We start from the raw sequence: 19,740 nt of genomic DNA, 5'->3' as shown, positions 1-19,740 counted from the left end.
CAAATCCGGTCTCTGGACGCGGAAAAGGCGCTCAGAAGGCCGTTTCCGCCGGTCGGAACGGGGTCGCTGCGATAGACTGGAGAGGTCTTCGGATCCGCCCGTCGCGACGAGCGCATCCTCCTCCAGCCACCAGGAGAAAACTCCTCTATGACCTCCTCTGACCAGAACGCGGGCGCCCCCGCGTCGGCTGACGACACCTACGGCGCGAGCGCGATCCAGGTCCTCGAGGGTCTCGAGGCCGTGCGCAAGCGTCCCGGCATGTACATCGGCTCGACCGGCCCGCGCGGTCTGCACCACCTCGTGCAGGAGATCGTCGACAACAGCGTCGACGAGGCCCTCGCCGGCTACTGCGACACCATCGACGTCACGATCCTCGCCGACGGCGGCGTGCGCGTCGTCGACAACGGCCGCGGCATCCCCGTCGACGAGCACCCGGTCGAGAAGAAGTCGACCGTCGAGGTCGTGCTCACGATCCTGCACGCCGGCGGCAAGTTCGGCGGCGGCGGTTACGCCGTCTCCGGTGGTCTGCACGGCGTCGGCAGCTCGGTCGTCAACGCGCTCTCCACCCGCCTGAACGTCGAGGTGCACCGTCAGGGCAGCGCGTGGACGCAGAGCTACCAGAACGGCGTGCCGGATGCGCCGCTCGCCCAGGGCGCCAGCATCCCCGAGAGCGACACCGGCACCACGATCACCTTCTGGCCGAACGCCGACATCTTCGAGACCGTCGAGTTCGACTACGAGACGCTGCGCACCCGCTTCCAGCAGATGGCCTTCCTCAACAAGGGCCTGCGCATCCGCCTCACCGACGAGCGCGAGGATGCGCGCATCCCCGACCCGGCCGCGAAGGCCGAGGACGAGGCGGATGCGCCGCTCATCGCCCGCCACGACGACTTCCTCTACGAACAGGGTCTCGTCGACTACGTCGAGTACCTCAACTCCGCCAAGAAGTCGGAGGTCATCCACCCGGAGATCATCGCCTTCCAGCAGGAGGACACCGAGCGCAAGATGGCGCTCGAGATCGCGATGCAGTGGACGACCGCGTACAGCGAGAGCGTGCACACCTACGCCAACGTGATCAACACGCACGAGGGCGGCACGCACGAGGAGGGCTTCCGCGCGGCGCTGACCACGCTGGTCAACCGCTACGCGCGTGAGAAGAACCTGCTGCGCGAGAAGGACGAGAACCTCTCCGGCGACGACGTGCGCGAGGGCCTCACCGCCGTCATCTCGATCAAGCTCAGCGAACCGCAGTTCGAGGGCCAGACGAAGACCAAGCTCGGCAACACCGAGGCGAAGTCGTTCGTGCAGCGCGTGGTCGGAGACCAGCTCGCCGACTGGTTCGAGCGCAACCCGAATCAGGCACGCGACGTCATCCGCAAGTCGATCCAGGCCGCGACCGCCCGTCTCGCCGCGCGCAAGGCGCGCGAGCAGACCCGCCGCAAGGGACTGCTCGAGGGCGGCGGCATGCCCGGCAAGCTCAGCGACTGCTCGAGCAAGGACCCGTCGCGCAGCGAGATCTTCCTCGTCGAGGGCGACTCGGCCGGCGGCTCGGCCAAGACCGGTCGCAACCCCGAGACGCAGGCGATCCTGCCGCTGCGCGGCAAGATCCTCAACGTCGAGAAGGCCCGCCTCGACCGCGCGCTCGGCAACGCCGAGATCCAGGCGATGATCACCGCCTTCGGCACCGGCATCGGCGAGGACTTCAACGGCGAGAAGGCCCGCTACCACAAGATCGTGCTCATGGCGGATGCCGACGTCGACGGCCAGCACATCACCACGCTGCTGCTGACGCTGCTGTTCCGCTACATGCGCCCGCTGATCGAGATGGGCTACGTCTACCTCGCGATGCCGCCGCTGTACCGCATCAAGTGGTCGAACCACGAGGACGACTACGTCTACTCCGACCGCGAGCGCGACGCCGTGATCAAGGAGGGCACCGCCGCCGGCCAGCGCCTGCCCAAGGAGAACGGCGTGCAGCGTTACAAGGGCCTCGGCGAGATGAACCACCAGGAGCTGTGGGACACGACGATGAACCCCGAGACCCGCACGCTCAAGCAGGTCACCCTCGACGACGCGGCCATCGCCGACGGCATCTTCGCCACCCTCATGGGCGACGACGTCGATGCCCGCCGCACCTTCATCCAGCAGAACGCCAAGGACGTGCGCTTCCTCGACATCTGATCGAGAGCGCCAGGGATAACCGCATATGACTGACGAGACCACCACCACCGAGGGCGGCGGCGACCGGATCGAGCAGGTCGACCTGCAGGTCGAGATGCAGCGCTCGTACCTCGACTACGCGATGAGCGTGATCATCGGCCGCGCGCTGCCGCGCGTGGAGGACGGGCTGAAGCCCGTGCACCGCCGCGTGATCTACACGATGTTCGACGGCGGCTACCGCCCCGACCGCGCGTTCTCGAAGTGCACCCGCGTCATCGGCGACGTGATGGGGCAGTTCCACCCGCACGGCGACTCGTCGGTGTACGACGCGCTCGTGCGCCTCGTTCAGCCGTGGTCGCTGCGCTACCCGCTCGCGCTCGGCCAGGGCAACTTCGGCTCGCCCGGCAACGACGGCGCCGCCGCGCACCGCTACACCGAGACCAAGATGTCGCCGCTCGCCATGGAGATGGTGCGCGACATCGAGGAAGACACGGTCGACTTCGAGCCCAACTACGACGGCCGCACCCAGGAGCCCGTCGTGCTGCCGGCGCGCTTCCCGAACCTGCTGGTCAACGGCTCGGTCGGCATCGCGGTCGGCATGGCCACGAACATCCCGCCGCACAACCTGCGCGAGGTCTCCGAGGGAGCGCTCTGGGCGCTCGAGCACCCGGATGCGACGCGCGAGGAGCTGCAGGAGGCGCTGATCCAGCGCATCAAGGGACCGGACTTCCCGACCGGCGCGCAGATCCTCGGCGTCAAGGGCATCCACGACGCGTATCGCACGGGCCGCGGCTCGATCACGATGCGGGCCGTCGTCACCGTCGAGGAGCTGCAGGGCCGCACCGCGCTCGTCGTCACTGAGCTGCCGTACCAGGTCAACCCCGACAACCTCGCGGTCAAGATCGCCGACTTGGTCAAGGAGGGCAAGCTCTCCGGCATCGCCGACATCCGCGACGAGACCTCGGGCCGCACCGGCCAGCGTCTCGTGCTGGTGCTCAAGCGAGATGCGGTCGCCCGCGTCGTGCTCAACAACCTGTACAAGCACACGCAGCTGCAGGAGAACTTCGGCGCGAACATGCTGGCCATCGTCGACGGCGTGCCGCGCACCCTGTCGATCGACCAGTTCATCACGCACTGGATCGGCCACCAGATCGACGTGATCGTGCGCCGCACGCAGTTCCGCCTCAACGAGGCCGAGGCGCGCGCCCACATCCTGCGCGGCTACCTCAAGGCGCTCGACGCGCTCGACGAGGTCATCGCGCTCATCCGCCGCTCGCCCACCGTCGACGAGGCCCGCCAGGGACTCATGGCGCTGCTCGAGGTCGACGAGCTGCAGGCCAACGCCATCCTCGAGCTGCAGCTGCGCCGCCTCGCCGCGCTCGAGCGCCAGAAGATCAACGACGAGCACGACAAGCTCGAGGCGCTGATCCTCGAGTTCAAGGCGATCATCGCCTCGCCCGAGCGTCAGCGCGAGGTGATCTCCGAGGAGCTCACCGAGATCGTGCGCAAATTCGGCGACGACCGCCGCACCGAGATCCTGCTCGGCTTCGACGGCGACATGAGCGTCGAAGACCTCATCCCCGAAGAGGAGATGGTGGTCACCGTCACGCGTGGCGGCTACGTCAAGCGCACCCGCAGCGACAACTACCGCTCGCAGCACCGCGGCGGCCGCGGCGTCAAGGGCGCCCAGCTGCGTGCCGACGACATCGTCGAGCACTTCTTCGTCACCACGACGCACCACTGGCTGCTGTTCTTCACGAACACCGGCCGCGTCTACCGCGCGAAGGGCTACGAGCTGATGGAGGCCGGCCGCGACGCGAAGGGCCAGCACATCGCGAACCTGCTCGCGCTGCAGCCGGACGAGCAGATCGCGCAGATCCTCGACATCCCCGACTACGAGGCCGCGCAGTACCTGACCCTCGCGACCCGTCGCGGTCTGGTCAAGAAGACGGCGCTCTCGGAGTACGACACGAACCGCACCGGCGGCATCATCGCCATCAACCTCCGCGACGAGGACGAGCTGGTGTCGGCGATGCTGGTGGATGACGACGACGACATCCTGCTCGTCTCGCGCCACGGCCAGTCGCTGCGCTTCACCGCCACCGACTCGGCGCTGCGCCCCATGGGCCGCTCGACCTCGGGCGTGAAGGGCATGGACTTCCGCGAGGGCGACGAGCTGCTCTCGGCGGCGGTCGCCCCGCACGATGGATACGTGTTCGTGGTCACCGAGGGCGGCTTCGCGAAGCGCACCGCGGTCGACCAGTACCGCGTTCAGGGACGCGGCGGACTGGGCATCAAGGTCGCCAAACTCAACGACGATCGGGGCTCTCTCGCGGGCTCACTGATCGTCGGAGAAGACGACGAAGTGCTCGCAATTCTCTCCAGCGGCAAGGTGATAAGGTCTGCCGTGGCCGAGGTCAGGGCGACCGGTCGCGACTCGATGGGCGTCACTTTCGCCAAGTTCGCGGCCAGCGACAAGATCATCGCCGTGGCCAAGAACAGCGAACGGAACCTGGACTCCCAGGAACCCGACGAGCCGGAGACCACCCCCAGCCCGGCCGACGATGAGAAGGACGGACCCGCCGAATGACGAGTGTCGCCGAGAAGCTTCAGCGAAAGTCCCCTCGCTCGAGTTCGAGCAAGCAGGTTCGCCTGAAGCTGGTCTACGTCGACTTCTGGTCGGTCGTGAAGCTGACCTTCCTCGTGATGCTGTGCCTGGGGATCGTGCTCGTCGTCGCGGCGTTCCTGATCTGGGTCGTGCTGAACTCGACGCAGGTCTTCGACAAGATCGACGACCTCATGCGCGACGTGCTCAGTGACAACAGCTTCAGCGTCACCGACACCTTCGGCGCCGGCCAGGTCGTGCTGTTCGCGCTCGTCGTCGCGATCCTCAACACGGTCGTCGGCACGGCGCTCGGCGCCATCGGCGCGCTGCTCTACAACCTCAGCGTGCGCTTCACCGGCGGTCTGCTGGTCGGCTTCACCAACAACTGACGTCGCGTCTCGCACGCGAGTACCCCATCCGTTGCCGCCGATTCGTCGGAACGGGGGCGGGTGGGGTACTGTTTCATTCGGCCCGAGCGGGGGATCCCGCGATCCGGTGCCACTCGGGGCTATAGCTCAGGCGGTTAGAGCGCTTCGCTGATAACGAAGAGGTCCGAGGTTCAAGTCCTCGTAGCCCCACTCGCACGAAGTCCCTCTCGGGGGGCTTTTCGTGTTTCCGGCGGTAGTGTCTCTACCGCACGGGGCCTTAGCTCAATTGGTAGAGCGCCTGCTTTGCAAGCAGGAGGTCAGGGGTTCGATTCCCCTAGGCTCCACTCCTTCTCCTCTCACCCGTCTCCCGGGCGCGGCTTCCTCCATGTCGGCTCCGCGGCGTTCGGCGAGCATCCGTCGGAATCTAGGCTGGCGCGGTGAGTTCCGCAGCTGATTCCGCATCCGCAGGACACGTCGCCGGGGAGCCGCCGCTCTGGCTGCCGTACTACCGGGCGCCGTTCGGCGCCGCGATCCGCCGGTTCTTCCGCAAGTACGCCGACTTCAGCGGTCGCGCCGGCCGGGCCGAGTACTGGTGGTGGACTCTCGCGTCGGTCGTCGTGCATCTGGTGCTGTTCGTGGTCGCGAGCCTGATCAGCGGCGACTGGAACCGCGCGGGCACCGGCGACATCGGGGTCATCTCGTCGTTCGGCATCGTGAGTCTGCCCACCCCGCCCGATCTCGCGCACGCCGGGGCCGGCGCGATCGGCGCGTGGGGGATCGACCTGCTGGCGAACGCCTTCGCCCTGGGCACGTTCATCCCCGGCCTCGCCGTCACCTGGCGTCGACTCCACGATGTCGACCGTGCGGGCGGCTGGTTCTTCATCTCGTTCATCCCGCTGATCGGCGCGATCGTGATGCTGGTGTGGACGGTGTCGTCGCCGCAGCCGGGCGGCGCGCGCTTCGACCGCCTGCCTGCGGCGGCGTACGTGCCGCGGCCCGTCGCCTGACCAGCGAGCGCTCGCTCAGTCCTCGCCAGCGAGGTGGTGGATGACGTCGGCCACCGGACCGGGACGCGCCGACTGCCAGCCGGCGCCCGCCCACAGGTGCAGGCGTTCCGCGTCGCCCACCTTGCCCGCGGTCGCGCGCAGCACCCGGGTCAGATGGTGCACGGCCGGATAGGCGGTGATCGCCGTCGCATCGTGACGATCGACGAAGGCGCTGCGCAGGGCGCGCGCTGGGCGACCGGTGAAGGCGCGGGTGATCACGGTGTCGGTGAAGGCCGGGTCGGCGAGGGCCGCGCGATGCGTCGGCGAGGTGCCCGCCTCATCCGTCAGCAGCAGGAGCGTGCCGACGGCGACCGCCTCGGCGCCGGCGTCGAGGATGCGCTGCACGTCGTCGGGTGAGCCGACACCGCCGGCGCCGATGACGGGCAGATCGACGGCGTCGCGGATCGTGTGCACCAGCTCGGCGGTGTCGCCGTCGGCGGGATTCTGCGTCGCCTCGAAGATCGCGCTGTGGCCGCCCGCCGCCGATCCCTGCACGATCAGCCCGTCGACGCCGGCGTCGCGGGCAGCGGCGGCCTCGTCGACATTCGTCACGGTCGCGAGCACCCGCGAGCCGGCACCCTGCAGCGTGGCGATGTCGGACTGCGGCGGGAGGCCGAAGGTCAGCGACACGACCGGAACCGGGTTCGCGACGAGCAGCGCGATCTTCTCGGCCCAGTGGTCGTCGTCGGCGACGGGAGTCGGATCCAGAGCGAGGTCGTAGACGTCGGCCTCGGGCTGCAGCTCGGCGGCGTAGGCGGCGAACGCCGCCGCATCCACCTCGGTCGAGGGGACGAAGAGGTTGACGCCGAAGGGATGCCCGCTCGCGCGCAACAGCTCCACCTCGGCGCCGATCGCCTCGGCGCTCTTGTACCCGGCGGCGAGGAAGGGGAACGCGCCCGCCTCGGCGGCGGCGATCGCCAGGGCGACGGTGGTCGCGCCGCCGGCCATCGGCGCGGCGACGATCGGCAGCCGCGAGGTGATCAGGGGCGAGATCGTCATGGATGCGCCTTCCGCGAGAGAGCCGGACACCTCGACGGTACGCACTCGCGCCCGCTCGTCGCCGGGTGGCGCAGCGTGCCTACGCCTGAGAACTAGTCAGCGGTCCAGTGTCGCTACCCGGTGGAAGCACAGTGGATCAAACGCACGACCCGGCTTCGAGCGCGCGCTGTTGGCGGTCAACTCGTGTGCCGGCCGCGAGAAAGCGCAGTCGGTGGACCGCTCTATCCTGGGTCTGAGGCGAACATCGAGTTGACGATTGACAACTCAGAGTCACGTCGGGTTACCATATCGATCGGTAGCGACCCCTGAAACACGGAGCGCGCGCCACTACGAAGAACCCACGCCTCGTGCGTGGGTTCTTGCGTTGTGGAGGAAAGTTGCTGATCGCCTACCTGGACGAGTTCGGTCACGTCGGACCGTTCGTCGAAGATCGGCACCCGAAGTTCGGTCAGCACCCCGTGTTCGGTTACGCCGGATTCATCATCCCGGCTGAGAACGCGCGGCGTTTCGGGGGTGACTTCAAGCGCGTCAAGACGTCGCTGTTCAAGACGGAGATCGACAAGAGCTCCAACCCCGCGCAGTGGGAGCGGAAGGGGAACGAGTACTTCTCGACCGGGAGCATCACTCGCCGACCGGAGCAACTCCGCGCATTCAGTGGTCTCATGCGACAGCTGCGCGGGAATGGCGGGCGACTCTTCTACTACGGCGATGAGAAGATGCGTGGAACGCTGAAGCAGACCGGGAGAACCAGCACCGACATCACCGAGCACGCGCTGAGCGAAGCGATCAATCGCATCTGCACTCATGCGGACTCAGTCGGTGACGATGTGCTCATCCTCACCGATTCGATCACGGAGAAATCCCGCATCGAGCTCGTAGCCAAGATGTACGCCCACATCTACTCCCGACGACGCGCGGAGATGAAGCGCATCGTGGAAGCACCCTTGCACGTTGAGAGCCAGCTCAACTCGGGCATCCAGATGGCCGACTGGATCTGCGGACTGATCGGTCGTCTGGCTCACTTCCACCTCCTTCGCGGCTCGGAGTTCGAGTGGGCGACCAACCTCAAGCCAGCGGCCGCTAGCCTCATCACCCACGAATCAAAGCTCCATCTGACGCACGGCCCTGAACTTCATAACGCGGCGATCTTCAACGGCAGTTCGCACCGGCACGGATCTCGCCCGGCGAACACAATTGCAGGGCGAATCCCGAATTTGGACGAGATCTACCAGGCGGCGTTGCGGAGCAAGACGAGTTCCTGAGCCATGTTGATCAAGGTTCCGCGGCGGGGCTCAGACGTACTGCAGCGGGCCCGCGAGCTGGGTGATGAGCTGCACGTGGGTGAGCAGGTCGCCGGTGTCGAGGTGGTCGGGCGACTCCGGCCCACCGAGGGCGAGCAGGGGCACGTACATGAACGCGTCCGCGTACGCCGGGCGGCCGAGGCGCGCGACGACGGCCGGGAAGGGCTCCCAGAGCCAGTCCTCGGCGAGGGCTTCCGGGTCGGAGAGATCGCCGATCGCGAGATCGAAGTTCGTGGCGAAGGGGTCGACGCGGCCGTAGCGGTAGAGCAGCACGCGGCTCTTCTGACGGGCCTCGTCCCAGACGACGATGTCGGCGAGGGCGGTCGCGAACAGGGGGATCAGGCCGGGTGCCGGCAGCGCATCCCCGAGCCGCTCGATCGTCAGGTCGGGGTCGATCACCTTGAGCCAGCCGCCGACGCCGTCGCCGAAGCCCTGCGACTGCCAGACGGCGAGCACCGGGTCGGGGATGCGGCCGCGGTAGCGCTCGATCGTGGCGGCGGGCACCGGGGCGGCGGGGACGAAATCGGGGATCTGAGGCATCGCATCCAGTTCTATCTGGTCCGGGTGACGGGCGGGAGGGCCGCGGATCCGGCGACCGCATCGGCACCGGCCGCGGCGCGGGCTACGGCTTGAGACTCACGTTCAGCAGGGTGGACTTGCGCTCGGCCGCGCTCAGCCCCTCCGCGTAGGTGCGGATGTGCTCGTCGAGCGCGCCGATGCGGGTGCGCCACTGCGATCCGATCGACGAGTTGATGTTCTTGTCGCCCATGTCGGTGATGCGGTCCGCGAAGCCGCCGGCGATCTGGTCGGGGTTGTGCAGTGCGGCCTGGGTCTTCAGCCAGTCCTCGGCCTGCGACTTCGCCTCGGCACGGCTGAGTCCGGTTCCGCGCAGCTCCTCGGTCTTCGCGATGAGCGCTTCCTTGCGGGCGGCGTCCTGGGCGATGTCGCCGGCGGGATCGCGGCCGCCGCGCGAGAGGTAGCCGTCGCGGTTGGTCAGGAAGTCGTCGATGCTCAGCTTGTTCATGCCGGCCTCCTGGCCGGCGAGCTGACGTTCGAACTCGACCTTGTCGTGACCCGACCCCAGCTTGAACTGCACGTCGAAGTGCGGCGCGCGCTTCGCGGCATCCGCTCCGCCCTCGGCGACGAGCCGCTTGACCGGCGCGGCGTGCGCGGTGCCGACGAGCATGCCGCTCAGCAGCTCGCCCGCGCGGGCGCCGAGCCTCTGCATCGACTGCAGCAGCGGGCGCAGCGACTTCATCGACTCGAGCAGCTTCGTCACGGTGCGGCCGACGCGGGTCGCGAGCGCGGACACCCGGGCGGTGATCTGGCCGATCACGGCGGGGGCGGCGGTGCCGACCGAGACGATCAGCTCCGTCGCGGCGGAGACGGCCATGCCGACGACCTGCGCGATCGCATCCCGCACCAGATCGTGCACGACCCGCACGAGCTGAGAGGCGATCTCGAGCCCGGTCGCGACGGCGCCCGCCCAGTTGCCCATGCTGTGCACGTGCTGCGCGAGGTCGTCGGCGTACTGGCGGTAGGCGTCGATCGTGGCGCCCGACAGCGAGCTCAGATCGCCGACGCGGGTCTGCAGGTTCTGGCCGGTCTCGCGCATCCGGGTCGCGACGTTCGACCAGGTCTGCCCGAAGGCCGCGACCTCGTCGGCGTTGCCGGTGAGCTGCGTCATCCACGTCTTCAGCGGCTCGAAGTGGTCGAGCAGCCAGCCGAGACCGTTGGCGACGAGCGTGCCGATCGGGTCGGCGAGCGAGGCGCCGATGTCGAGCGCGGTCGAGAACGAGGCGAGACCCCCCGACACCCACGATCCGGTGCTGATCGCGTTCGACAGATCCTCCCCGTCTTGCAGCAGGAAGGCGCCCGAGAACGGTGAGGTCGTGTCGACGACGGGGGCGACGAGCGTGTTCGACATGATCGGATGCGTCCCCCTCGTCTTCTCGGCTCAGCTCTGTCGGGCTCGGTGCGGCTCAGTCGAGCGACCGCTGCAGCTTCTTCAGCGCCGCCTCGATGTCGGCCTCGGTCGCATCCCAGTCGGCGACGGCGCCGCGCAGCTCGGTGCCGGTGCGCTTCAGCAGCTCGCCGCTCGCGCGGATCGCGCCCGTCGTCGCCGTCGTCACGGGCGAGATCACCGGCACGAGGAAGGCGCACATGAGCCCGAAGGCCCCGCCGCCGATGTTCACCGTGCCGGCCGCGGCGGCCGCCTCGGCCACATCGCCGGCCAGCGCCTCGACCTTCGCCGCCTGGGTGCGCAGCACGTCGGCGTCGATCGCGATGTGCTCGCCGCTCATCGCGCGCCTCCCTCGTTCCAGCCGCGGGCGCGCGCGGCGCTCGCCGCGTCCTGCGCCTCGGCGTCGGACTGCAGCTTCGCGGCGATCGGGTCGCCCGCGCCGAGCAGCTGCTCGGTCGCGGCGAGCGTCTTCGCGCGGGCTCCGCGCGTGGCCTTCTCGATCAGCGCCAGGATCTCGTCCGACACGGCACGGCCGCCCCGATCGGCGACGGCGTCGTCGTCGATCTCGAGCCGGGTGAGGCGCCCGGAGGCATCCACCTCGACCAGCAGATCGCGGCGATCCCCGCGCGCGGTCTCGCGCACCGCATCCACCGCCGCCTGCAGCTTCGGCAGCGCCTCGGCACGCTGCTGAACGCGCTGGATGTCGTCGGCGATCCGGGCGATCACGTCGTCCGGCTCCTCGATCACGCACCGACGCTATCCACGCCGTTCTCGCGCTGTAAAGAGAGGTCGCCTAGCGTTCATCTGAGGCGCGTCTCAGGACGGGCCCGGGCGCGAGATCCCGATTGATCCTCTAACATCTGCCGTGGTGCCGGTTGCCGAGGAGGGGCGTGCGTCCGCACCCGATGCGAGCCGACCGGAGCAGGAGGACCCGTGGCACGACGCGCGATCGCGGCGCCCCCGATGCTGCCCGGCTTCAGTGTGGTGCGCCCCCTCGGCTCGGGCGGCTTCGCCGACGTCTTCCTCTACGAGCAAGACCTTCCGCGCCGCGTCGTCGCGGTCAAGGTGCTCAGCGCCGACGCGGTCACACCGGCGCTGCTGCGGGCCTTCAACGCCGAGGCCGACATCCTCGCCCGTCTGAGCACGCATCCCTCGATCGTCACGATCCACCTCGCGAGCATCGCCGCCGACGGCCGCCCCTACTTCGTCATGGAGTACTGCCCCGACACGCTCGGCGCGCGGGCGAAGCGATCGACGCTGGCGCTGACCGAGGTGCTGGATGCGGGGGTGCGCATCGGCGGTGCCCTCGAGAGCGCGCACCGCGCCGGCCTGCTGCACCGTGACATCAAGCCCTCGAACCTGCTCGTGTCGAGCCTCGGCGCGCCCGTGCTCGCCGACTTCGGCATCGCCGCCGCCCTGTCGGTGTCGGGCGACACGGCGCACGCGATGTCGGTGCCGTGGTCGGCGCCCGAGGTGCTTCAGGAGCAGACCACCGGAACCGTGCCGAGCGAGGTGTGGAGCCTCGCCGCGACCGTGTACACGCTGCTCGCGGGCCGCAGCCCCTTCGAGAGCGAGCGACGCGAGCTGAACTCGCGCGACCAGATCACGCAGCGGGTGATCGCCGCGAAGTACGTGCCGACGGGCCGACCGGATGTGCCGGCGCGCCTCGAACAGGCGCTCGCGACGGCGATGTCGAAGAACCCCGAGCGGCGCTACCCGACCGCGCACGCCCTCGCCGAGGAGCTGCGCTGGGTGCAGTACGAACTGGGCGTTCCGCCGACGACGCTCGAGGTCGCCGCCACCGAGTGGGCGCGGGCCGGCGGCACGATCGACCTGGCCGACGACCGCCACCGCGGCGACGTCGTGACGGTCGTCAACCCCGACTCCCGCAGCGCCGCCCGTGAGCGCGCGCGGATGGCGGCCGCCGAGGTGGACCGCGACGGGCTCGTGATCCGCGACCGACGCCGCAGCCGCAACATCCTCCCCGCCCTGATCGGCGCCGGCATCGCGGTCGTGGTGCTCGTCGGGGCGGCCGTGATCCTGAGGACGGTGGGATTCCTGTGAGCCTGGGCACCGCATCCCCCCGCCGGCGCCGCACGCGCGGCATCGTCATCGCCGCGCTGTCGAGCGTCGCCGCGGCGGCGGTCGTCGCCACCTCGATCGTGGTCGCGCAGGGCTACGACGCCCAGCACGTCAACCCGCTCGAGACGGGGGTGTGGGTCTACCGGGATGCCGGGCAGTACGCCCGCGTCGACACCGATCTGAAGCAGATCGACACGGTGCGCGACGCCGAGGATCCGCGCGGGGTGCTGCAGGACGGCGCCGCGACGGTCGTGCTGACGGATGCGCTACGCAAGCGCTGGGCGATCGACCCGAGTGATCCGCCGGCGCTGGTGTCGTCGTCGACGAGCGGCGGCGCCGCGGCGGGATCCGGTGCGGATGCGGCGGCCGGCGATGCCTCGGCCGACACCGCGGGAGCGGACTCCGGCGACGCGGATGCGGGCGCGGGCTCGGGTGACGCGGGCTCGGGCGACGCCGGTGCCGGTGCGGGCGTGGCCACCGGCGGCGCCGCCGACTCGGCCGCTCAGGGCCAGAGCACCCCGCCCGGAACCCGGCAGGTCGTCTCGTCGGGCGCCTGGAGCGCCTACCTGACCGAGTCGGGCAAGGTCTTCATCGCCCGTGTCGACGCCGTCGGCTCCGGAGCCGAGCCGGCGCAGATCGACCCGCTCGTCGCGAGCGCGAAGGCGGGCACCGCGGCCTACGTCGCCAGCGCGATCACAGTCGCCGACGACGGCGCCGTGATCGTCTACTCCGCGGCCGAGGGCGCGATCCGTCGCTATGACGCGACCAGCGCATCCTGGTCGGACAAGCAGGAGATCTCCTCGCCGCCGGGCGCCGACGCCGACCTGCTGCTGACGGCGGCCGGCGGGCACTGGGCCCTCGCGGCGCCGGCGAGCGACCGGGTGTGGATCGACGGCGCCCGCTCTCCGGTCTCGGTCTCGCTCGGCTCCGACGCGGTCGCCGGTCAGGCGAGCTCGTCAGGCGACCGCGCCTACTTCGCCGACAGCGACGGACTCGTCGAGGTCGCGACCGGCGACCGCACCGCGCGCCGTCTCGGCGACGGCGGCGGCACCCCGGCCGCGCCGGCGGTCGTCGACGGCGTCGTCTACGGCGCCTGGATCAGTCAGAGCGGCGGCCGCATCTGGTCGTCCGACGGCGTCGACCGTCGACTCTCCGTGCCCGACGGCGCGCTCGCGCAGACCCGCACGATCGTGCCGCTCATCGCCAGCAACGGCCGCCGCGCGGTGCTCGCCGAGACCAGCACCGGTCTGCTGTGGACGATCCCCGACGGCACCGTCATCCCCCTGTCGCAGTGGACCATCGACCGCGATCGCACCACCCAGCAGGCCGGCACGGTCGAGGTTCCCGACGTCGCCGAAGAGGAGCCGCCGGTCGCCGAGCCCGACAGCTTCGGAGTGCGCTCGGGAACGCACGTGCTGCTGCCGGTGCTGCTCAACGACCACGACCCGAACAAGCGCGATGTGCTGACGATCGATCCGGCGTCGGTCGGCGGTCTCGCCGACCCCGGATTCGGCACGCTCTCGCTCGCCGCCGAAGATCAGCAGCTGGTGGTGGATGTGCGGGCCCGCTCGGGCAGCACGACCTTCACCTACGCGGCCAGCGACGGGCAGCAGAGCTCGCAGCCGACGACCGTGACGCTGCGGGTCGTTCCCGACGGCGAGAACTCGCCGCCGCAGTGGTGCGGCGTCGAGGGCTGCCTGCAGCAGTGGCCGAGCGTCTCGATCGAGCCGGGCGCGACGACGACCGTGCCGGTGCTCGACGGCTGGGTCGACCCCGATGGCGACGCGATGATGCTCAGCGCGGCCGCCGCCGACGACCCCGACAGCTCGCTGACCGTGGTGCCGACCGGCGACGGCCGCGTCGCCATCCGCCACCGCGACCCGAACGCGGCCCCTGGAACCGAGACGGTCACCGTGAGCGTGACCGACGCGCAGGGCGCCACGTCGACCCGTCAGCTCACGGTCGTCGTGGCGGGCGGCAGCGCGCTCGCCGCCGGCTCCTTCGCCGCGGTCGGCCGGGTCGGCGACCCGCTGACGATCGACGTCGCGCAGCACGTGCGCGGCGGATCCGGCTCGTACCGGCTCGTGGATGCGGTGGTCGCCGACGCCCAGCAGGACGGCATCGTCGTCGTGCCGAACGCGGCCGCCGGAACGGTCTCGGTCACGGCATCCCGCGCCGGCCAGTTCGCCCTGACCTACACGGTGCAGGATGCGAGCACCGACGCCGAGCAGACCGCGCAGCTGCGCTTCTCAGCCGTCGAGGGCGCCGGCTCGATCGGCGTGCCGCCGCTGACCGCCTTCGTGCGCCCGCAGCAGGACACCACGCTCGACCTGCTCGGCTCGGTGCAGAACACGACCGGTCGGGTGCTGACGATCTCGTCGGCGACCACGACCGACCCGAACCTCGCCGTCAGCGTGATCGGCGGCGCCCAGCTGCGCGTCAGCGGCGCGACCGACGACGGCCTGCCCGGTCGCGTCGGCACCGCGACGGTGACCGTGACCGACGGCGTCGGAACGACCGCGACCGGGCAGGTCGCCGTGTTCCTGACCGGCGCGACCACGGGCGTCGCCCCGATCGCCCTGCCGGATGCGGTGACGGTGCGCGCCGGATCGCTCGTCGACATCCCCGTCACCGAGAACGACATCGCGCCGCGCGGCGAGCAGCTCGAGCTGAGCACGCAGGTGCAGGGCTCGGGCGCGAAGGACGAGCTGGTCTTCGCCTCGGGTCAGACGCTGCGCTACCTCGCCCCGGCGAAGGCCGGCAGCTACACGGTGCGCTACTCGGTGTCGCTCGCCGGAGACCCGCGCCGCACCGCGACGGCCCCGGTCGCGATCACCGTCGTCGCGGCGGGCACCAACCACGACCCCGAGCCGCGCGCCCTCAGCGCCCGCACGCTCGCCGGGCAGAGCGTCGACATCCCGGTGCCGGCCACCGGCGCCGACCCCGACGGGGATGCGACCGTGCTCACCCAGGTCGAGCAGCCGAAGGCGGGCCAGGGCACCGCAGCGGTCTCGGCCGACGGGCAGTCGATCCGCTACACCGCCCCCGGCGGCGGGGTGAACGGCGGGCAGGTCGCGTTCTCGTACACGCTCAGCGACGGGCACGGCGGCACCGGATCGGCGACCGTGCACGTGGCCGTTCCCGAGGGCCGGCTCAGCGAGGTCGCCCCCATCACCTACTCGGATGCGGTGCGCGCCGTGCGCGGGGCGACGAAGCCGCTGACCGTGCTGCCGCTCGGCAACGACAGCGACCCCGCGGGCGGGGCGCTCGAGCTCATCAGCCTCGTGCCCGACGCCCCGAAGGGCGCCGCCGACCAGGAGTACGACCGCCTGCAGGGGCTGATCGACGACGGCACCGACCTCGACAAGGGCACCGTCAAGCTGCTGGCCGGCGACGTCGAGGGCGTGCACTCGTACATCTACACGGCGCGGTCGAAGCTCACCTCGAGCACGACCGAGGGGCTCATCGTCGTCACCGTCGCCCCGAGCGCGGTGGCGGTTCCGCCGACCATCACCGACACCGTCGTCACCGTCGCGAACCGCGCCAGCCTCGCGACCGGCATCGACGTGGTCACCGGCAAGACCGAGTGGTCGAGCGGCGAGCTCGACTCCCTGAAGCTCACCGTGTGGGGCGAGGCCGCGAAGCGCTACACGGTCGACGGCTGGCGCATCTCCGGTCCGGCCGCGGCCGGGGGTGCGCTCGTGCCCTTCCAGCTGGCGGGCACCGATGCGACCGGCGCCGACGTGGTCGGCTACGGCATGCTGCGCATCCCCGCCCTCGACGACATGCGGCTGCAGCTGAAGGCCTCGGCCCAGCCCATCAAGGTCGGCGAGGAGGCGACCGCGAACGCCCGGCTCGCCGACCTCATCGACCTCGGCTCGGGCGACCGGCTCGAGCAGAAGGGCGGAAGCTACGCGGCCCAGCGCGCCAACGCGACCTGCAAGTCCGCGGGCGCCGGCGACATCGGCTACGACGCGGGCCGCGAGGCGCCGTGGACCGACAGCTGCACGGTGCTCGTGCGCGTCGCCGGGCAGGAGAGCTGGACGGCCGTGCCGGTTCCGGTGGTCATCACCTCGAAGGCGCCCCGCGCCATCCTCGACCCGCTCAGCCGCACCGTCGCCCCCGGCGCGACGCAGACGATCGACCTCTACAAGGAGGTCACCCGCTGGGAGGGCGGCCGCGTCGGCGACCAGAGCAAGCTCGACTACCGCGTCGCCTACAGCGGCTCCGGCTTCGAGACCTCGCTCTCGGGCCGCACGCTCAGCGTCACCGCGAAGGCCGGCGCCCACTCCGGCTCGCGCGACAGCGTGCAGGTCTCGGTGACCGGCTTCGGCGGGCTCAGCTCGGCGATCACGCTCGTCGTCGGCATCGCCCCGGTGGATGCGCCGCGCCCCGTCACTTTCACCAAGAGCTGCTCGGTGGGGCAGGGGCCGAGTTGCACGATCCCGGTCATCGGCATCGCGGGCGAGTACGACCCCTTCGCCGGCAAGTCGGGCTCCGGCCTCAAGCTCGTCGGCATCGGGCAGACCACCTGCGAGCCGGCGACGATCAGCACCAACGGCACCAGCGGCATCACCGCGACCTGGCCGCGCACGGCGAAGCCCGCCGGCGGCAGCTGCATCGTGCCCTACTCGGTGGCCGATGCGCAGGGCCGCATGGGCAGCGCCAACCTGACGATCGACGTGCAGGGCTACCCGGCCGCGCCGTCGTCGCTCATGACGTCCGAGTTCACTGGCAGCTCGACGACGCTGCTGGTCGACCTCGGCGAGGCCGCGACCGCGCATCCCGGCGTCACCGGCATCGCGATCTACGAGGGCGGGGTGCGGGTGGATGCGTCGTGCCGCCCCGGCTCGGCCGGCACCTGGGTGTGCGTGATCAGCGGGCTGCAGAACGGCCAGCGCCACAAGTACACGGCGCGCGCGGTGAACGGCGTCGGCGAATCGGTCGACACGAGCGCGGTCGAGAGCTGGGCCTACCAGGCGCCGACGATCACGAACGCGACCGCGAAGAGCATCTACCTGCAGGGCCGCACCGACGAGCGCAACGGCTACGCCACCCTCGACATCACCGCGACCGCCGACACCGACTCCTTCCTGGTGTCGACCGACGGCTTCAACCCGCGGCGCGTGAACTCCAACCGGGGGTCTGCGAGCGAGCAGTACCAGCTCAGCCCCGGCGACCACAGCTTCTCGATCACGCCGGTCAGCCGCTTCCAGCCGCCGCTCGGCGGCGACGGATCCGGGTCGTCGACGACGGTCAGGGTGACCGTGGGCGGCACGACCTACGTGCGCGACCGCGGTCGCCTCAAGGCGATGAGCAACACCTCGGCGCAGTACGAGGGCGTGCAGTTCGACAAGAACTACAGCGACCGCAACGCGGATGTCGTCTACGCGATCTGGAAGGGCCGGGATGGCGCCGGTCCCGGCTGCTACATGGGCTCCGACGGCGGCCCGTCGATGAACGGCAGCCAGGCGAGCAACATCTTCACCGGGCTCGAGGAGACCCAGGACTACTCGATCAAGGCCTGCGCCGCGAACGGCTACGGCGCGGCCGAGTCGGTCGTGCGCGGACTCGTGTGGACGGCGACGCCGGCGCCCGCCGCGACGAGCTACACGGTGCAGACGACTCCGGCGTACACGGCGAAGGACGGCTTCCAGGCGTCGGCGACCTACGGCCCCGGCGCGATGCCGTCGGTCTCCGCGTCGTTCCCCTACAACGCCTACTACCGCTACGACGGCGATTTCGACCGCACCATCTTCGAGCTGAGCGACGAGCGGGCTCCGCGCGACCCGGCCGTGCGACTCTGCACCTCCTTGAACCTCGCGTGCAGCGCCGGCACGCCGATCACGGCGGCGACCGCTCCGACGACGGCGACGCTGCGGGTCGACACCGCGTGCATCGCCGACCCGAAGGACACCGACATCGTGCCGACGCGGGCCGTGAACGGCAACTACACGGTCGCGGTCGCGAAGGATGCGGCGGCGAAGCGTGCCACGTACACGATCACCTTCACCGGGGCGTGGTCCTCGCTCAAGCCGGCCACACTGACCCGCTGCTGGGAGCCGCCGGTGACGACCCCGCCGACCGACCCGGGAACCGGCACCCCGCCCGGCACCCCGGGCACCCCAGGCACCGGCGGCTGAGCAGGCCGCGCGGCCGCATCCCCGACCAGCACCGCTCGCCCCGCCCTTCCCTGCACCGCCCGACCCGAATCACCCGCGACGACCGACACCGAACGACAGGAACAGCATGACCATCACTCCGGAGCAGACCGCCTGGTTCGCGGAGTCGTTCGGCCAGCTCGCCGAGAACGTCGAGCAGGCCGTGCTCGGCAAGCGCCACGTCGTCGAGCTCGTGCTCGCGACGATCCTCAGCGAAGGGCACGTGCTGCTCGAGGATGTGCCGGGCACCGGCAAGACGGCGTTGGCCCGCGCGCTCGCGCAGACGATCCGCGGCACCTCGACCCGCATCCAGTTCACCCCCGACCTGCTGCCCGGTGACGTGACGGGCATCACCGTCTACGACCAGAAGCGCGGCGAGTTCGAGTTCCACGCCGGGCCGGTGTTCGCGAACGTGGTGCTCGCCGACGAGATCAACCGCGCCTCGCCGAAGACGCAGTCGTCGCTGCTCGAGGTGATGGAGGAGGGGCAGGTGACGGTGGATGGCGTGACCCGCTCGGTCGGCGTCCCCTTCGTCGTGCTCGCCACCCAGAACCCCGTCGAGCAGGCCGGCACCTACCGTCTGCCCGAGGCGCAGCTCGACCGCTTCATGATCAAGACCTCGATCGGCTACCCCGACGACGCGTCGACGCTGCGCATCCTGCAGAACGCTCAGTCGCCGCGGCGCGACGTGACCGGCATCATCGACACGGCGACGCTCGCGACGATGATCGAGCTGGTGGGCGGCGCCTACGCGAGCCCGCTGGTGCACGACTACGTCATGCGCCTCGTCGGCGCCACCCGCCGCGCGCGCGAGGTGCGGCTCGGCTCGAGCGTGCGCGGCGCCCTCGCCCTGGCGCGCATGGCCGCGACCTGGGCGGTCGCGCACGGCCGCTCGTACGTGACGCCCGACGATGTGCGCGACCTCGCGCTGCCCGTGCTCTCGCACCGCCTCGTGCTCGAGCCCGACGCCGAGTTCGACGGCGTCACCGCCGACGCGGTCATCAGCCAGATCCTGCTCGACGTGCCGGCGCCCGCCGAGAACGGCGCCGCCTGAC

13 protein-coding genes and 2 tRNA genes are annotated in these 19,740 nt (G+C 70.5%); 10 read left to right on the top strand and 5 right to left on the bottom strand.

Translation table 11 applies throughout. The annotated features are described in order from the left end of the window. The first annotated feature begins 147 nt into the window (after window positions 1-147). From gyrB to BJ979_RS03370, 6 genes are all read left to right on the top strand, one after another. Window positions 148-2,181 (top strand): DNA topoisomerase (ATP-hydrolyzing) subunit B, encoded by a 2,034-nt coding sequence (gene gyrB / locus BJ979_RS03395; protein ID WP_179565188.1) that lies wholly within the window; start codon window positions 148-150, stop codon window positions 2,179-2,181. 25 nt (window positions 2,182-2,206) lie between these two features. Next, a complete protein-coding gene (gene gyrA / locus BJ979_RS03390) occupies window positions 2,207-4,750 on the top strand; it encodes a DNA gyrase subunit A (RefSeq protein ID WP_179565186.1) in 2,544 nt (847 codons plus the stop codon). Then, window positions 4,747-5,154, top strand: coding sequence for a DUF3566 domain-containing protein (locus BJ979_RS03385; RefSeq protein WP_179565184.1), 408 nt, complete (start codon window positions 4,747-4,749; stop codon window positions 5,152-5,154). The genes gyrA and BJ979_RS03385 overlap by 4 nt, the downstream gene beginning before the upstream one ends. Window positions 5,155-5,269: 115 nt before the next feature. Then, a tRNA-Ile gene (locus BJ979_RS03380) sits at window positions 5,270-5,343 on the top strand. A 61-nt stretch (window positions 5,344-5,404) separates the two neighbouring features. Further along, window positions 5,405-5,477: transfer RNA gene (locus BJ979_RS03375), tRNA-Ala, on the top strand. Between the two features lie 93 nt (window positions 5,478-5,570). Beyond that, window positions 5,571-6,140, top strand: a complete 570-nt coding sequence (locus BJ979_RS03370) for a DUF805 domain-containing protein (protein WP_179565182.1) — start codon at window positions 5,571-5,573, stop codon at window positions 6,138-6,140. Between the two features lie 15 nt (window positions 6,141-6,155). On the opposite strand, the gene BJ979_RS03365 is transcribed toward BJ979_RS03370, so the two are convergent. Beyond that, window positions 6,156-7,178 (bottom strand): NAD(P)H-dependent flavin oxidoreductase, encoded by a 1,023-nt coding sequence (locus BJ979_RS03365; protein WP_179565180.1) that lies wholly within the window; start codon window positions 7,176-7,178, stop codon window positions 6,156-6,158. Between the two features lie 377 nt (window positions 7,179-7,555). Between BJ979_RS03365 and BJ979_RS03360 the strand changes: the two genes are divergently transcribed. Then, the gene (locus BJ979_RS03360) at window positions 7,556-8,440 is read left to right on the top strand and encodes a DUF3800 domain-containing protein (RefSeq protein WP_179565172.1); all 885 of its coding nucleotides are present in this window, start codon (window positions 7,556-7,558) and stop codon (window positions 8,438-8,440) included. A 30-nt stretch (window positions 8,441-8,470) separates the two neighbouring features. Here BJ979_RS03360 and BJ979_RS03355 read toward each other — a convergent pair whose 3' ends face one another. The 4 genes from BJ979_RS03355 to BJ979_RS03340 all read right to left on the bottom strand — a co-directional run bounded on the left by BJ979_RS03355 (window position 8,471) and on the right by BJ979_RS03340 (window position 11,189). Next, on the bottom strand, window positions 8,471-9,019 hold the full coding sequence (locus BJ979_RS03355; protein ID WP_179565170.1) for a T6SS immunity protein Tdi1 domain-containing protein: 549 nt from the start codon (window positions 9,017-9,019) through the stop codon (window positions 8,471-8,473). A gap of 82 nt (window positions 9,020-9,101) precedes the next feature. After that, window positions 9,102-10,406, bottom strand: coding sequence for a polymorphic toxin type 15 domain-containing protein (locus tag BJ979_RS17310; RefSeq protein WP_218853426.1), 1,305 nt, complete (start codon window positions 10,404-10,406; stop codon window positions 9,102-9,104). Between the two features lie 55 nt (window positions 10,407-10,461). Then, a complete protein-coding gene (locus tag BJ979_RS03345) occupies window positions 10,462-10,782 on the bottom strand; it encodes a type VII secretion target (protein ID WP_179565168.1) in 321 nt (106 codons plus the stop codon). Beyond that, the gene (locus BJ979_RS03340) at window positions 10,779-11,189 is read right to left on the bottom strand and encodes a YbaB/EbfC family nucleoid-associated protein (protein ID WP_179565166.1); all 411 of its coding nucleotides are present in this window, start codon (window positions 11,187-11,189) and stop codon (window positions 10,779-10,781) included. Before BJ979_RS03340 ends, BJ979_RS03345 begins: the two co-directional genes overlap by 4 nt. 186 nt (window positions 11,190-11,375) lie before the next feature. Here BJ979_RS03340 and BJ979_RS03335 point away from each other — a divergent pair, with 186 nt between their 5' ends. The 3 genes from BJ979_RS03335 to BJ979_RS03325 all read left to right on the top strand — a co-directional run bounded on the left by BJ979_RS03335 (window position 11,376) and on the right by BJ979_RS03325 (window position 19,739). Beyond that, window positions 11,376-12,506: a serine/threonine-protein kinase gene (locus tag BJ979_RS03335; protein WP_179565164.1), complete on the top strand. Its 1,131-nt coding sequence runs from the start codon at window positions 11,376-11,378 to the stop codon at window positions 12,504-12,506. Continuing rightward, window positions 12,503-18,667 (top strand): Ig-like domain-containing protein, encoded by a 6,165-nt coding sequence (locus tag BJ979_RS03330; protein ID WP_179565162.1) that lies wholly within the window; start codon window positions 12,503-12,505, stop codon window positions 18,665-18,667. Before BJ979_RS03335 ends, BJ979_RS03330 begins: the two co-directional genes overlap by 4 nt. A gap of 106 nt (window positions 18,668-18,773) precedes the next feature. Then, entirely contained in the window at window positions 18,774-19,739 is a 966-nt protein-coding gene (locus BJ979_RS03325) for an AAA family ATPase (protein ID WP_179565160.1), read from the top strand. The last annotated feature ends 1 nt before the right edge of the window (window position 19,740 follow it).

Origin of the sequence: Schumannella luteola, from assembly GCF_013408685.1 — a bacterium.
Lineage (GTDB): Bacteria > Actinomycetota > Actinomycetes > Actinomycetales > Microbacteriaceae > Schumannella > Schumannella luteola.
The sequence above is the reverse complement of the archived record's forward strand: the minus strand, read 5'-3'. Positions and strand labels throughout refer to the sequence as shown.

What these genes read in the sequence shown, in the direction of transcription:
- gyrB (WP_179565188.1), top strand. Translation starts at nt 148, where the DNA reads ATGACCTCCTCTGACCAGAACGCGGGCGCCCCCGCGTCGGCTGACGAC.
- gyrA (WP_179565186.1), top strand. Translation starts at nt 2,207, where the DNA reads ATGACTGACGAGACCACCACCACCGAGGGCGGCGGCGACCGGATCGAG.
- BJ979_RS03385 (WP_179565184.1), top strand. Translation starts at nt 4,747, where the DNA reads ATGACGAGTGTCGCCGAGAAGCTTCAGCGAAAGTCCCCTCGCTCGAGT.
- BJ979_RS03365 (WP_179565180.1), bottom strand. Translation starts at nt 7,178, where the DNA reads ATGACGATCTCGCCCCTGATCACCTCGCGGCTGCCGATCGTCGCCGCG.
- BJ979_RS03355 (WP_179565170.1), bottom strand. Translation starts at nt 9,019, where the DNA reads ATGCCTCAGATCCCCGATTTCGTCCCCGCCGCCCCGGTGCCCGCCGCC.
- BJ979_RS17310 (WP_218853426.1), bottom strand. Translation starts at nt 10,406, where the DNA reads ATGTCGAACACGCTCGTCGCCCCCGTCGTCGACACGACCTCACCGTTC.
- BJ979_RS03345 (WP_179565168.1), bottom strand. Translation starts at nt 10,782, where the DNA reads ATGAGCGGCGAGCACATCGCGATCGACGCCGACGTGCTGCGCACCCAG.
- BJ979_RS03325 (WP_179565160.1), top strand. Translation starts at nt 18,774, where the DNA reads ATGACCATCACTCCGGAGCAGACCGCCTGGTTCGCGGAGTCGTTCGGC.